General features: G+C 58.8%; 15 protein-coding genes. 4 read left to right on the top strand and 11 right to left on the bottom strand.

Features of this window, described 5'->3' with window-relative positions:
* Nucleotides 1–6: 6 nt before the first annotated feature.
* Together F4V43_RS12325 and F4V43_RS12320 are read right to left on the bottom strand one after the other, a co-directional pair.
* Nucleotides 7–588: a nucleotidyltransferase family protein gene (locus tag F4V43_RS12325; RefSeq protein ID WP_150458525.1), complete on the bottom strand. Its 582-nt coding sequence runs from the start codon at nt 586–588 to the stop codon at nt 7–9.
* Nucleotides 589–646: 58 nt separating this feature from the next.
* Nucleotides 647–1,117 (bottom strand): GNAT family N-acetyltransferase, encoded by a 471-nt coding sequence (locus F4V43_RS12320; protein WP_191089566.1) that lies wholly within the window; start codon nt 1,115–1,117, stop codon nt 647–649.
* A 158-nt stretch (nt 1,118–1,275) separates the two neighbouring features.
* Between F4V43_RS12320 and F4V43_RS12315 the strand changes: the two genes are divergently transcribed.
* Nucleotides 1,276–2,598: a TrkH family potassium uptake protein gene (locus tag F4V43_RS12315; protein WP_150458621.1), complete on the top strand. Its 1,323-nt coding sequence runs from the start codon at nt 1,276–1,278 to the stop codon at nt 2,596–2,598.
* 57 nt (nt 2,599–2,655) lie between these two features.
* Here F4V43_RS12315 and F4V43_RS12310 read toward each other — a convergent pair whose 3' ends face one another.
* Nucleotides 2,656–2,946, bottom strand: a complete 291-nt coding sequence (locus F4V43_RS12310) for a hypothetical protein (protein WP_150458524.1) — start codon at nt 2,944–2,946, stop codon at nt 2,656–2,658.
* A gap of 172 nt (nt 2,947–3,118) precedes the next feature.
* On the opposite strand from F4V43_RS12310, the gene F4V43_RS12305 reads away from it, so the two are divergent.
* Together F4V43_RS12305 and F4V43_RS12300 are read left to right on the top strand one after the other, a co-directional pair.
* Complete coding sequence (locus F4V43_RS12305) at nt 3,119–4,351, top strand: aminopeptidase (RefSeq protein WP_150458523.1); 1,233 nt, start codon at nt 3,119–3,121, stop codon at nt 4,349–4,351.
* A gap of 158 nt (nt 4,352–4,509) precedes the next feature.
* Nucleotides 4,510–4,698: a hypothetical protein gene (locus tag F4V43_RS12300; RefSeq protein WP_150458522.1), complete on the top strand. Its 189-nt coding sequence runs from the start codon at nt 4,510–4,512 to the stop codon at nt 4,696–4,698.
* Nucleotides 4,699–4,755: 57 nt separating this feature from the next.
* Here F4V43_RS12300 and F4V43_RS12295 read toward each other — a convergent pair whose 3' ends face one another.
* The 5 genes from F4V43_RS12295 to F4V43_RS12275 form a co-directional block, all read right to left on the bottom strand.
* On the bottom strand, nt 4,756–5,445 hold the full coding sequence (locus F4V43_RS12295; protein WP_150458521.1) for a hypothetical protein: 690 nt from the start codon (nt 5,443–5,445) through the stop codon (nt 4,756–4,758).
* A 329-nt stretch (nt 5,446–5,774) separates the two neighbouring features.
* On the bottom strand, nt 5,775–6,572 hold the full coding sequence (pstB, locus tag F4V43_RS12290) for a phosphate ABC transporter ATP-binding protein PstB (protein WP_150458520.1): 798 nt from the start codon (nt 6,570–6,572) through the stop codon (nt 5,775–5,777).
* Nucleotides 6,573–6,616: 44 nt separating this feature from the next.
* Nucleotides 6,617–7,513, bottom strand: coding sequence for a phosphate ABC transporter permease PstA (pstA, locus tag F4V43_RS12285; protein ID WP_150458620.1), 897 nt, complete (start codon nt 7,511–7,513; stop codon nt 6,617–6,619).
* Nucleotides 7,514–7,516: 3 nt separating this feature from the next.
* Nucleotides 7,517–8,377, bottom strand: coding sequence for a phosphate ABC transporter permease subunit PstC (pstC, locus tag F4V43_RS12280; protein WP_150458619.1), 861 nt, complete (start codon nt 8,375–8,377; stop codon nt 7,517–7,519).
* 147 nt (nt 8,378–8,524) lie between these two features.
* Nucleotides 8,525–9,442: a phosphate ABC transporter substrate-binding protein PstS family protein gene (locus F4V43_RS12275; RefSeq protein ID WP_411898461.1), complete on the bottom strand. Its 918-nt coding sequence runs from the start codon at nt 9,440–9,442 to the stop codon at nt 8,525–8,527.
* A gap of 238 nt (nt 9,443–9,680) precedes the next feature.
* Between F4V43_RS12275 and F4V43_RS12270 the strand changes: the two genes are divergently transcribed.
* Nucleotides 9,681–10,652, top strand: a complete 972-nt coding sequence (locus F4V43_RS12270) for a LysR family transcriptional regulator (protein ID WP_191089565.1) — start codon at nt 9,681–9,683, stop codon at nt 10,650–10,652.
* Nucleotides 10,653–10,753: 101 nt separating this feature from the next.
* Here the strand turns inward: F4V43_RS12270 and F4V43_RS12265 are convergent, their stop codons facing one another.
* The 3 genes from F4V43_RS12265 to F4V43_RS12255 all read right to left on the bottom strand — a co-directional run bounded on the left by F4V43_RS12265 (nt 10,754) and on the right by F4V43_RS12255 (nt 13,909).
* Complete coding sequence (locus F4V43_RS12265; RefSeq protein ID WP_150458517.1) at nt 10,754–11,641, bottom strand: class I SAM-dependent methyltransferase; 888 nt, start codon at nt 11,639–11,641, stop codon at nt 10,754–10,756.
* A 152-nt stretch (nt 11,642–11,793) separates the two neighbouring features.
* Entirely contained in the window at nt 11,794–12,687 is an 894-nt protein-coding gene (locus tag F4V43_RS12260; RefSeq protein ID WP_150458516.1) for a DMT family transporter, read from the bottom strand.
* An 85-nt stretch (nt 12,688–12,772) separates the two neighbouring features.
* Nucleotides 12,773–13,909, bottom strand: a complete 1,137-nt coding sequence (locus tag F4V43_RS12255) for a zinc-dependent alcohol dehydrogenase (protein WP_150458515.1) — start codon at nt 13,907–13,909, stop codon at nt 12,773–12,775.
* Nucleotides 13,910–14,024 lie beyond the last annotated feature (115 nt).

Genomic DNA, 14,024 nt, shown 5'->3' with positions numbered 1-14,024 from the left:
CAGCTGTTATTCCCTGTGGTCTCCAGGCGGATCCTCCAGCCGGAGCTTGGGCCATCTATCCAGCCACCGCTTTGCTTCCATACGGCGGCGACACAGCTCCCTGTCTCGGCATCCGGGGCTTGGCCGGACCCTTCCGTTCATCAGGTCGCTCAGACCGTAGGGCGCTATGACTGTCATTCTTCCGTTCCCATCCATTCTGACGGCGACGGCTGTCGCGGTTTCAGGCCATTCGCGCATCGCGGCTTCGACGGAAGAATAAGGCGCGCTGCCGCTGACCAGATGCATCCGGGCCTGATTTTTACAGGACCAGTTCAGGCCGGGCCGAAGCTGACGAAGCCGCGCATCCAGCTTCTTTTCTTCGGCTTCCTCCGGATGAAGGGGGTCATAATAGAGAACATCAATATCTTCGGGCACGGTCCGGCGAATAAAGCCGTGAAGCTCGTCCCAGACCAGAGACCGAAGGTATCCGGCAGCGATGCAGCCTTCCGGAAGGCGCAGCTTGTCAACGGCTTCCAGGTCTTTCCGGACCGAGGGCTGCCGGTCCAGAATGCTTATAAACCGCTGAAGATCAGAAATAAGGCCGGACATGCAGGCTTCACTCCCCGTGTGCGGAATCCAGAATTTTGGCCATCATGTATTCATCTGCTCAGTTCCCGTCTACGCGCAGCGACCGGCGCTTCGTTCCCTCAATCCCGAACCCGCACTTGCGGTAGAGGGCCAGCGCGCGTTCATTGTGGGTCATGACGGTGAGCTCCAGACGGACAAGCCCGGTTGAGCAGGCCCAGTCTTCCAGTTCGCGGAACAGCTTCGTTCCGATGCCTTGGCCCGTGTATTCCGAAGCGATTCCGGCGACCAAATAAGCGCTGTGGCGGACTCTCTGCGGGCCTCCGCCCTTTGCGGAGACGAATCCGACAAGCCGCCCGTCCGCCTCGGCACCCAGCAGGATCGAATTATCGGATTGGCGGAAGCTCTCCAGCATCTCCGCCGTCTGCGTTTCGTCTGCTGTACGTTCCCCGGGCTCCAGCATCATGAACCGGGTTTCCCGGTCGAGCTGGCGCTGAAGCCTCAGCAGGTCGGCAGCGTCTGCGGGTATCAATTCTCGAATCGTAATCATCATTGGCTTAACCTTCTTTCTTGCGCCTGCGCATCTCCCCCTCCCGCCGAGTCCTATGCGGACTGTCCGGTACAAATTGTGATATAATTTGTCACAACGAATTCACGGACCCGGGAGTGTGCGCTTTGGCTAATCTGTCTTTGGACTTTATTTGGAGAAGAATGCGGCTGACCCCGCCCAAAATTCTGTCGCTCGGCTTCGCGGGGCTGATTGTGATCGGAACACTGCTTCTATGGCTTCCCGCCGCTTCCACGGAAGGCAGGCTGTCCTTGGTGGACGCTTTGTTCATGGCTACTTCCGCCACTTGCGTCACCGGGCTGGCTGTGGTTGATACAGGCACCAGTCTGACGCTGTTCGGCCAGATCGTGCTGCTGGTGCTGTTCCAGTTCGGCGGACTCGGCTTTGTCACTATGGCTACGCTCATTACGCTGATTTTGAACAAGCGGATCTCCTTGAAGGAGCGGCTGCTGCTGCAAGAGTCCATGAACCAGAACTCCATGCAAGGGATTGTCCGTCTGATCCGGCGCGTACTGCTCTATTCGCTTGTGATTCAGGGGATGGGAACTGCGCTCTTCACCCTGCGTTTCCTGCAGGACATGGGAGCGGCCAAAGCCTTTTATTTCGGCTTGTTCCACAGCGTCTCGATCTTCAATAATGCCGGCTTTGATCTGTTCGGCGATGTGCACGGCCCATTCAGCGGGCTGGTTCATTATGTAGAAGACCCTATCGTCAACCTGACCTCGATGGCCCTTATCTTCCTGGGCGGCATCGGGTTCATCGTCCTATCGGATATTGTGGATTATCCGCGCCGCCGGCGGCTGTCCCTGCACTCGAAGGTGGTTCTGTCCGCATCCCTGATTCTGGTTGTGGCCGGGGCTGCGATGCTGATGTGGCTGGAGGCGAACAATACGATGAAGCCCCTTCATGCCGGGGGTAAAATCATGGCGTCGTTCCTTCAGTCCATCACCCCCCGTTCCGGCGGGGTCACGACGCTGAATGTCGCGGAGCTTCGGGAATCGAGCCAATTTCTGCTCATTCTCTTTATGTTCATCGGCGCTGCGCCGGGCTCTACAGGCGGAGGAATCAAGATTACGACCTTCGCTCTTCTGATGGCCGCCGTGTACGCCCGTCTGCGCGGCCGGGAAGATGTCGCCCTGTTCCGCAATCGTCTGCCCAAAGAGAATGTATACCGGGCCATTACCATTACGCTCTTGTCGCTGCTGCTGGTGGTCAGCGCAACCATGGTTCTGTGCATCACGGAGAGCGCCGACTTCCTGAGCGTACTCTTCGAGGCCGTCTCGGCGTTCGGGACCTCCGGTATCACGCTCGGACTTACTCCCGAACTCAGCCTCCCCGGCAAGCTTCTCGTAATTGTCCTGATGTTCATGGGCCGGACAGGCCCGCTCACGCTGGCTTACGCCATCAAGCCGCGCCGCAGCCGGGAACTGTACCGTTATCCCGAAGGCGACGTCACGATTGGTTAAACCAAGAGCCCCTTCACACGGAAGCGGGCTCTTGGTTCGTATCAGAGCGGTAAAATTCTACTGTCCGCTCTTGTCTTCGGTTGACTCTTCCTGCATTTCGAGCGCCGCGTCCAGGAGCCGGTCGAACAGCTCGTCATCCTCTTCAATCAGGCTGTCCGCCCGGAGGAACTGCTCTTCATCGCCGGACTCCTCCGCAAAATTGAGCGCATAATCCCACTCCTTGCCCTTCTTGCTGAACAGTGTAATTTCATAAGCGGCTTCGTGGCCTTCCAGTCTGAATACCGTATGGCCCAGATAGCTGCCTGCTTCATCGCGGGTCATGTCCGCGCGGATAATATCCGTCTTCATGGGTTGTCCGACTTCCTTTCAAGGTCTGTCCTGTTCTCTCCCAGTATAACATTTACCGGATTCCCGAAGAAGTACAGGTCTCACCTTCATTGACTTTTTTCGGCCGGCGGTTAATAATTTAGTACAATATGGGTATCCATATCTAAACGAAACGGTAAACGGAGGTTCATTTATGTCCCCATTTGAAGCGAAACTGAACAAATATGCAGAGCTGGCCGTCAAAATCGGCATCAACGTTCAGCCCGGTCAGACGCTTGTAATCAACGCGCCGGTATCGACGGCCGAATTCGTCCGTCTGATCGCCGAGCAGGCTTATGAGACAGGGGCCGGCAACGTAATCGTCAACTGGAGCGACGAACGGATTACCCGGCTGAAGTTCGAGCATGCCGCAGACGAAGTGTTCTCCACGCCGCCCAAGTGGCTGGCGGGAGAATGGACAGAGCTGGCCGAGCAAGGCGCCGCCTTCCTCTCGGTCATTGCGGAAGATCCGGATGCGCTCAACGGGATCGACCCGGCCCGGATTTCGCTGAACCAGAAGACGCGCGGAGCGGCGCTGGAGAAATACCGGGAATTCATTTTGTCGGAGCGTGTAAGCTGGAGCATTGTTGCCGTTCCTTCAAAGGCATGGGCCGATAAGGTCTTCCCGCAGCTTCCTTCGGAGGACCGGGTGGATGCTCTGTGGGATGCCATCTTCAAGACGGTTCGCCTCGACCGGGAGGACCCGGTCGCAGCCTGGCAGGACCATCTGCTGACGCTGGAAGCCAAGGCAGATGTGCTGAACGCCAAGAAGTACAAGAAGCTGCGTTATGAAGCTCCAGGAACGGACCTGACGATCGAGCTCCCGGAAGGACATCTCTGGGCGCGCGGCGACAGCACCAACGAGAAAGGCGTAAAGTTCGTCGCCAATATGCCGACCGAAGAAGTGTTCACGGCTCCCCTCAAGACCGGCGTCAACGGAACGGTCCGCAGCACGAAGCCGCTCAGCCACAGCGGGAACATCATCGACAACTTCTCGATCACCTTCGAGAACGGGCGGATTATCTCCGTTCAGGCCGAAGTCGGCCAGGAATCGCTGGAGCATCTCATCGAGATCGACGAGGGCGCGAAATATCTGGGCGAGGTCGCTCTGGTGCCGCATCATTCCCCTATCTCCGATTCCAACATTCTGTACTACAACACACTGTTCGACGAGAACGCCTCCAACCATCTGGCTATCGGCGCCGCCTATTCCTTCTGTCTGGTGGACGGCAAAATGCTGAATCAGGACCAGCTCCGCGAGCGCGGCTTGAATACAAGCCTTACGCATGTCGATTTCATGATCGGCTCGGCGGATATGAATATTTACGGCATCGCGGCAGACGGTTCCGAGGAACCCGTCTTCCTGAAGGGCAACTGGGCGTTCTAATTCCGCACCGTTCAACGGGCCGCCGGACTCCGATCCATTCGGAGTCCGGCGGTTTTTTTTGGCATGAACCCGCACGCGTCTCATTGAATTATGTTCACAAATATGTAACAATACAATTAGTTCCATAATCAGCAATCCCGATTTAGGAGGAGATCATCATGAAGGAACCTTATGTGCCCGATTGGCATGAAAGGAATACGGCCGAACCTCTGCCTGCCTCCAATTTCACAGCAGACGACAGGCCGGGGGCTTCCCTTGCCCGGTTCCTCAAATTTACGGCCTATGTTCTGTTGATGTTGGGTATTCTGTACTTCGCCGCCGCCTTTCTGATCCCACTACTGAAGTAGCAGTCGGTTTCATGCAAGCGCTTACCTATATGCAGGAGGATGTAACAGGAACCGGGGCTAGCGGCTCAGTTCCTTGGACAACCACCGGACGGCTGCGGGAGACCAGATCCGTTCCGCCTGCTCCAGCAGCCGGAGCCGGGCTTCTTCCCTGTTTCCGACGTATCGGGCCAGCCCGGACTGGCGCATCCAGTTCTCCGACGTCTCATAGGAGGTGCTGTTCCAGCCGCTCTTCTCTCCGCTTGCGTCCAGACGCTGGACCGCCCCCGAAATGACAATGGCCCCCCGCTCCTGCAGCTCCGCAAGTCCCCGGTCAAAGGCGTTCTTCTGCTCCTTGGCTTTCATTCCGGATACGCTCCGCAGTTCACGGGTCTCGATGCCGGGATGGTCCCGGATGATCTCATAGAGAACGAGCGCCTCACGGCTGAGCAGGCCGCGGGTATACCGTTCCCGCAGATCCTCCGCACCTCCGAGGGCGGCATGCAGCAGCGGATACCAATCCCGGTGGACCAGGACCGCCTTCTTTCTGAAGAATTTTCCGTAGGCCGCGTCTCCCTCGGACGGGAAGCGCACTCTCCACTGCCACGGGTCCGTCCCGCTGCCCGTATGCCAATTCTCTTCCGGCGTCACCGCCGTCAGCGACGGATGATCCGGCAGCAGGGGGGCCAGCGGCAGCATGCCGAGCTTCTCCATCAGCAGACAAGCTTCCTTGTAGGTCTCAATCGGTTCCCGAACGCTCGGATTCATCATCAATGAGCCTCACTCCTTCTAATTGTGGTGACAGTCCGGGCAAAGGCCAGATAAGCCGCGCCCATGGACAGAAGAGCATCGTCTCCCTGCCGATTCGCGGATGCTTCCACCCGCGCCTGGTAGAGACGCTCCAGACCGTACAGGGCCAACGACGCAACGACGACTTCAGCTCACCCAGACTCTCGATGTGATTATACAACGACGGCGGCTTCACGCCCAGCCGTTCGGCCACAGCTCGACATTCGCATTAGTTAATCAAGCCCAATATCCGGCTTTAGCTGAAGAAAGCCCTGTCCGCAGGCGCGGACAGGGCTTCTATACAATAATGATCAGCCGAACCGGCCGCTGATATACTCCTGGGTCATCGTATTGTCCGGTGTGGTGAACAGCTTATCCGTCCGGCCGTATTCGATGAGCGTGCCCAGATAGAAGTAGGCGGTATAGTCGGAGATTCGGGCGGCCTGCTGCATATTGTGGGTCACGATCACGATCCGCAGTTCTTCGCGCAGTTCCTTGATCAGTTCTTCGATCTTCCCCGTCGAGACGGGGTCCAGCGCCGACGCCGGCTCGTCCAGCAGCAGGATCTGCGGATCGACCGACAGCGCCCGGGCAATGCAGAGGCGCTGCTGCTGCCCGCCCGAGAGCGCCAGCGCGGAGTCTTTCAGCCGGTCCTTCACTTCATCCCAGAGCGCTGCCCGGCGGAGACTGGACTCGACAATCTCGTCGAGGTCTTTCTTGCCCTTCACGCCGTGATAGCGCGGGCCAAAAGCGATGTTGTCGTAGATCGACTTATAGAAAGGGTTCGGCTTCTGCCAGACCATTCCGATTTTTTGGCGGAGCTTGATGACGTCCGTCCCGGGCGCATTGATATCCACCCCGTCGATCCAGATGTTCCCCTTCGTCTTCGCCCCGGAGATCTCATCGTTCATCCGGTTCAGCGACCGCAGAAAGGTCGATTTGCCACAGCCCGAAGGGCCGATCAGCGCGGTTACCGTATTCTTGGGAAAAGGAAGGCTGATCCCCTTCACGGCCTCATAGGTGCCGTAGAACACACTCAGATTCTCCGTCTCGAACGACTTGCCGGACTTGGCAACGGCTCCCGCCGCCAGGGTTGCAATCGCACTCATCTTACGTTCCTCCTCTTCTTCGTTTCAAGCCTGAATTCCGGTCCTTAGTTCATGCGCTTGGAAGCCGTCAGCTTCCGGTAGATGAAGCGGCCGAAGTAGCGGGCCGCCAGGTTAAACACGAGCACGGTCAGCACCAGGACGGCCGAAGCGCCCGCGGCGATCTGCGCCGCGTCGGGCGCCAGCCCTTCGCTGTTGATCTTCCAGATATGAACCGCCAGCGTCTCCGCCGGACGGAACGGATTGAGCGGCGAGTTGCTGTCCAGCGGATTCCAGTTGCCGAAGTCCAGACGCGGACTGCTCATTCCCGCCGTGAACATCAGCGCGGCGGCTTCGCCGAATACCCGGCCGGCCGACAGAATCGTTCCGGTAAGGATCGAAGGCAGCGCCACCGGGAACAATACGCTGGTGACAATCTTCCATTTCGACAGGCCCATTGCCAAGCCCGCTTCCTTCTGCTGAACCGGAACGCCGCGGAAGGCCTGCTCCGTAATGCGGACCAGCAGCGGCAGATTGAAGACCGTCAGCGCCAGCGCGCCGGAGATGAGCGAGAAGCCGAGTCCGAACACATTGACGATCAGCAGCAGGCCGAACAGACCGACGACGATCGAGGGGAACGAGGACAACACCTCGACGATCAGGCGAATGCCGTTCGTAATCCGGCCCGGCCGGGCGTATTCCGCCATGTAGATCCCGGCTCCCAGGCCAAGCGGGACGGTAATGAGCAGCGTCAGTACGAGCAGGAACAGCGAATTGAAGAGCTGCGGCCCGATCCCGCCGCCCGCGCGGATCTTCTGCGGCGCTGAGGTCAGGAAGTCCCAGCTGATATGGCTGAGGCCCCGGAAGAGAATATACCCGAGCAGACCGGCCAGAATGGCCACGATCAGCAGGGCGAAGAAGACGATTACGCCGGTGGCGATTTTGTCTACCGTTTTGGCTTTCATCATTTAGAGCTTTCTCCTTTTCTCCAGCAGACGGACCAGCGAGACAAAGACGAAGGTCATCAGCATCAGCACGAGCGCCATGCTCCAGAGCGCGTTGTTATGCGGCGAGCCCATCGTTGTGTTGCCCATGCCAAGCGTAATGGCGCTGGTCAGGGTGGACGCCGACTCGAACAGCGACGTCGGAATGAACGGCGCGTTCCCGATGACCATCTGAACCGCGAGCGCTTCTCCGAAGGCTCGGGCCATCCCGAGGACGACGCCGGTGAGGATCGACGGCAGGGTCGTCGGCAGAATGACACGGGAGATCGTCTGCCAGCGCGTTGCGCCGAGCGCGAACGAGGATTCTTTCAGGCTCTGCGGCAGGGTCGCCAGGGCATCCGCCGCGACGCTGGTAATGGTCGGCAGAATCATCACCGACAGCACCAGCGCTCCGGCCGCCACTCCGATGCCCTGCCCCGGGAACACATCGCGCAGCAGCGGCACAATGACGGTGAGGCCCACGAAGCCGTAGACCACGGACGGAATTCCCGACAGCAGCTCGATTACGGGCTGCAGAAGCTTTTTGCCCCAGCCGGGGACGATTTCGGTCATGAACAGCGCGGCGCAGATGCTGAGCGGGCTGGCAATCAGCGCGGCCAGCAGGGTGACGACGAAAGACCCTGCGATGAACGGCAGCGCGCCGTACAGCGGCGGAGAGCCCTCCGGCGACCATTTTCTCCCGAACAGAAACTCCGAGATACTGACTCCGCTGACGGCAAAAGTCGAAATCCCCTTGGACATTACAAAATACACCATGGATATGATGATGACGATCAGGAGAAGCACGCAAAAGGACATATAGGAGCGTCCGATCAAGTCTTCCATATGATGTTTCTCGAACCGTTTGTTCTCAAGGCGTGTACGTTTGGCCAAATTCGTCAAGCATGCCCCTTCTTTCTAAAGTGAAAATAGAGGCAGACGATCGTCCGCCTCTGCAATTCATGATGTCTGACTCGCTTATTGGTTCGTTACTTACTTGTTCGTTACATTGCCGTCCACATCGCGGGCTACCTGCATTTTGGACACCGGGATGTAACCGAGATCGGCCACATCGCCCTCCTGCACCTCATCGGTCAGGAAGTAGTCCAGGAAGGCCTTAAGCGCGCCGTCCGGCTCGCCGTTCGTGTACATATGCTCATACGCCCATACCGGATACTTGCCCGAAGTGACGTTGTCAATCGAAGGCTCGGTGCCTTCGTACTTCAGCGTCGTTACACTGTCATCCAGGTACGACAGGGCCAGATAGCCGATGGCTCCCGGCGTTTCGCCGATCATTTTCTTGACCGTACCCGAGGAGTCTTCTTGAATCGAACCCGCCAGGTCTTCCGTCTTCGTGCCGAGCGCGAACTTCTCGAAGGTAGCGCGCGTGCCGGAGCTTGCCGGGCGGTTGATGATCTGGATCTTCTGGTCGGCGCCGCCGACGTCTTTCCAGTTCGTGATTTTGCCGGTAAAAATGTCGACGAGCTGCTGCTTCGTCAGATTGTCCACTCCGGTGTCCTTATGGGCCACCGCTGCGATGGCCACGACGGCGACCTGGTGGTCGATAAGCGCCTTGGCTTTGTCCGCGTCGGCGTCCTTCAGCTTCTCTTCGGCAAAGACGTCCGAGTTCCCGATCTGCACCTGTTTCTCGGCCACCTGCGTCAGCCCCGTTCCGCTGCCTCCGCCCTGCACCTGGATATCGACGTCCTGATGATCGTCCATGAACTTCTCGGCTACCTGCTCGACCAGCGGCTGAAGCGCCGTGGAGCCCGAGGCCAGAATGGAACCGCTCAGCTTGGCCGAATTGCCGCTCTCGCCGGAAGCATTGCTGCCTGCATTGTTATTGTTGTCGCACCCTGCGAGGGCAACGACGCCCGTCAGAGCCAAAGTCAGAATCCAAGATTTCGTCAAACGCATGAGATGGTTTCTCCCCTTTTGGATAATTTGCAATTTCTGCTTCATGTCTATCGTTATGATCTCTTTCTGACATTTCTAATTCTAGGGCTCGTTCGTTAGACAAATGTCGTCATTGTGTAAACCGTACGATAAAAATACAAATAATTTATATATAGTATCATATAAATATTCTATAATAAGAAAACAGATGACATTTCAGCGGAATGGCGAATCCAGAAGGAGAGGCAAGCGAATGAATGTGCTCAAGATGCAGATCGTGGCGGGGATCGAGAAATACAAGAAGGTGACGGATGTCGCGGCCGCTCTGGGTATGAAGCAGCCGACGGTATCCTTTCACATGAAGAGTCTCGAAAAAGAGTTCGGCACCTCCCTCTTCCAGCAGCGCGGCGGCCGCGTACTGCTTACGGAAGCGGGGCGGACCCTGCTGCCCTATGCCATCAAAATCGTTGCCCTGGCCGAAGAGGCCGGGCGCAGCGTCAAGGCGATGTCGGACCAGCAGAGCCAGGGTCCGCTTCCGCTGGCCGCCGCTCCTGTGCCCGGCGGCTGCTGGCTGCCTTCGGCCGCCGCCGCTTTCCTGCGGGAGCGGCCGGAAGTCCGGCTCCGGCTGTCCGTTCTGCCGGAGCATGTGCTGCGCGAGCGCCTGCGCAGCCGCGAGATCGGGCTGGCCCTGCTGACGCTGCCGCCCGGCAGCCCGCCGCAGGGCGACGCGTCGCTGCACTTCCGGCCCGCCGGTCAGGACGAGCCGGTGCTGGTGTTCCCGCCCGGCCATGCGCTGGACCGGCCGGGAGACCTGGCCGCGCCCGGGCTCCCGGCGGACACGGTTGCCGGGCTCGCCGCTCCGGCGGAGCACCCGGCCGTCACGCCCGGGCAGGCGGCGGCGCTGCCGCTATGGCTGCCGGAAGCCGGCTCCTGCATCCGCCAGAGTGCGGATGCTTGGGCGGCGCGCAACGGCGTCGCGCTGATGGCCCGGGGGGAGGCCGGAAGCTTCGAGGCCCTGATGGGCCTCGTCCTGGCAGACGGCTCCCCCGGGATCTGCTCCGCCGCCGCGGCCGCGGCGGAGCTGGCCGCCGGACGGCTGCGCGGCATTCCGCTGCCCGGAGAATCGGCGGCGGCCTGCCCGTGGGGCTGGTCCTGGCGCAGGGACCAGGAGCTTACGCCGCTGCAGGAGGCGCTGATGGATGCCTGCGGGCAGCGAAATCAATAATATCTGATCAAATAAAATGCCGCCTGACCGCAAGGCAGATTCCGGATAGAACCGGATCGCTTGCAGCCAGGCGGCATCTTTGTATTTACCTTATCGGATGGCTACGGCTTGTGCGCTACCAGCGTGAACGTCTTCGGAATGCCCTTGTCGAACGTATCGGACGACAGATTGGGCTCCTCTTCAAGAAGGTGTATCCGGAATCCTGCTTCGGCGGCGGCGGTGACAATCTCACCGAGCGTCCAGCGCCGCCAATAGACCGTCCGTTCTTCAGCCTGTCCCAAGGCTCCACCCGGCAAATACTTGGAATAGGACACCGTCTTCGCTTCCAGGCTCTCGTCAAAATAATCGCCGTCCACCTTGTGCTTGCGCACCTTTGCCGTTGAACCCCGCGAGTGAATCAGCTTCGTCGAGACGGGATGAAAGTCCCGAAGGATAAAGGTGCCGCCCGGCAGCAGCAGCTTAAAGGCTGTTTCCATAAAAGGCCTAAGGTCCGTAAAATAATGCACAATTCCCTGCTCGGCGAACACGATGTCATACGCCCGCTCCGCCGCCTCGGGCGGAAGCTTCAGGACATCGGAGACATAATAGCGCAGCGGGACGTCCGCCGCCTCTGCCAAGCGCTCGGCATAGGCAGCGTTGCCTTCGGAGAAATCGGCGACGGACGCTTCTGCGCCAAGCAGAGCGAGCGCTACCGCCTTCATCCCGTTCGAGCCCATCAAATTCATTATCCGCTTGCCCCGGACATCGCCGAAATGGCGGTCCAGCGGACGCAGACGAATCGCAGGATTGCCGCGCAGCTTCTCCGCCGCTTCTTCCGGCGTTCCGAACCGGCGAACCCAGGCTGAATAGGTATCTTCATTCCAGACTTCCTCGCTGTGGCCGGAGGCGCCGGCACCAGGCTCCGGGCTCTGACGCCCCTCTTCTGCTGCGAAGAGGCCCTCCTTCTCCGGCCTGCCGCCTGCCTGCGGCCCGTTCACATTCTCGTTCATATCTTTCCTTTCCGATTGCACTCAATCTGAGTTCATTTTGTTCAGCGACATACTTGCAAGGGAGCTTAAAGAGGCACCGGTCGGGCCTGCTCTTCCGCCGTCTCCGGCGTTTCGACAGCCGTTCCTGTCCGGCTTGCGGCAAGACCCGCTTCCTAGGCCCGGCTTCTCCGGTTGCGCCCTTCAATATAGAGATAATAGGCCAGTCCTCCGATGACCAGCAGGCCTCCGCTCCATTGAAGAGCGCCCAGACGTTCTCCGAGCAGCAAGAAGGCCAAGATGCTGGAGCCGACCGGCTCGCCGAGAATGTTCATCGAGACGGTCGCCGCCGAGACGAACTGGAGCAGCCAATTGAACAGAACATGGCCGAAGACCGTCGGCACGACGGCCAGCAGGGCGAAGATTCCCCACTCCCGCGGCGGGTAATCGAAGAAGGGAATCCCCATCAGCAGATTATAGGCTGCGAACACCAGCGCAGCGGCAGCGAAGACTGTCAGGCTGTAGAGGTACGAGGGCATCCGCTTCGCCAGCTTTTGTCCGATGAGCAAATGACCGGCTACCGCAGCGGTTCCGCCCAAGGAGAGCAGGTCGCCTTTCAAATTGTCCGAGGACAGGCCAACGTCGCCCCAGCCGATCAGACCGATGCCCGCAAGGGCAATGCCAAGACCGAGCAAGGCGGAAGACGGCGTTCGTTCCTTGTACCAGACATAGGCTCCAATCATGATAAAGAGCGGTTCCAGCGCAAGGATCATCGTCGAACTGGCGACCGAGGTGTAGCGCAGCGATCCCATCCATAGCAGAAAATGAAGCGCAAGCATGGTTCCCGATGCCAGCAGCAGCAGCCAGTCCGAGCGTTTCAGCCGGGCGGCCGAGCCGGTGTACGGCCGGGCAAACGGCAGCATCAGCAGTGAAGTGAAGAACAGCCGGTACATCCCCTGAATGGATACCGGCGCGGCGGACCATTTAATGAAGATGGAAGAGAACGATATGGCGGTGATGCCAACCAGCATCAATACCGGTACGGGAACCGGCGGTGTGTGCGATTTCATGCAACTTTCCTTTCCGTAGCAATAACCCGGCCCCCCTAGGGGCCGGGTCTTCTCATTCTCCAGCCGGCCTTCGCGCAGATGCGCGTTACGGCTTCAAAATGACCTTGATGCAGTCCTCTTCCTTCTTGCTGAACACCTCGTAAGCGTGTTCGGCGCGGGACAGCGGCACCCGATGGGTGATAATGTCCGTCGGATCGAAGATGCCTTCCTTCACCATTTTGTAGAGCTGAGGCATATAGTGAATAACAGGGGCCTGGCCCATCTTCAGCGTAATATTGCGCTCGAACAGATGCCCGAGCGGGAACATATTGTACATCAGACCATAGACGCCGATAAGCTGAATTGTCCCGAACTTGCGCACCACGTCGGCGGCGATGCGGATCGCGCCGAGCGAGCCGCCTTGAAGCTTCAGCGTAGTCTCGACCGCTTCCACCACCGTCTTCTTCGCGTCCAGACCGACGCAGTCAATGACAACGTCAGCTCCGCCGCGGGTAATTTCCTTCAGATGCGATTCCAGGTCCTTCACTTCGTCGAAGTTGAAGATTTCCACGTTGTTCGTTACCTTCGCATGTTGCAAGCGATACGGCACATTGTCTACGGCGATGACGCGCGACGCGCCCTTCAGCCAGGCGAATTTCTGCGTCATCAGACCGACCGGCCCGCAGCCCAGAACAATGACCGTGTCTCCCTGCTTCACCCCGGCGTTCTCCACGCCCCACCAGGCGGTCGGAATGACGTCAGAGAGGAACAGCAGCTTCTCGTCTTCCATCTCCGCATCCTCCGGCACGACAAAAGGACCGAAGTTGCCGTACGGAACGCGCAGCAGCTCGGCTTGACCTCCGGCATATCCGCCGTAGGACTCGGAGTATCCCAGGAACCCGCCCGTGTCCTTGGCTTCATTGGCATGGTCGCATTGGCTCTCCATGTCGTGCTGGCAGAAATAACAGTGGCCGCAGGCGACATTGAACGGGATAATGACCCGGTCGCCCTTCTTGACCTTGGTAACTTCCGGTCCAATCTCTTCCACGATGCCCATCGGCTCGTGGCCGATGACGTAATCCTTGTACATTCCCGGGATATTGCCGTTATAGATATGCAAGTCCGAACCACAGATTGCGGTGGAGGTTACCCGGATGATAATATCATCCTTCTTCTCGAGTTTGGCGTCGGCGACGTCTTTTACCTCAACGCTCTTCTTGCCTTGGTAAGTTACGGCTTTCATAAATAGCTCTTCCTCCTCCGGAAAAGTAGGTAATATCATGCCGGTACGCCGAAATTGCGCACTAGTATGTTATAACCCCAAATCCGGCCGGTTTATCCAGCCCGCCCTTAAATCT

Origin of the sequence: Paenibacillus spiritus, from assembly GCF_008710135.1 — a bacterium.
Taxonomy (GTDB): domain Bacteria; phylum Bacillota; class Bacilli; order Paenibacillales; family Paenibacillaceae; genus Paenibacillus_AQ; species Paenibacillus_AQ glufosinatiresistens.
This window is presented reverse-complemented; position numbering and strand designations above follow the sequence as displayed.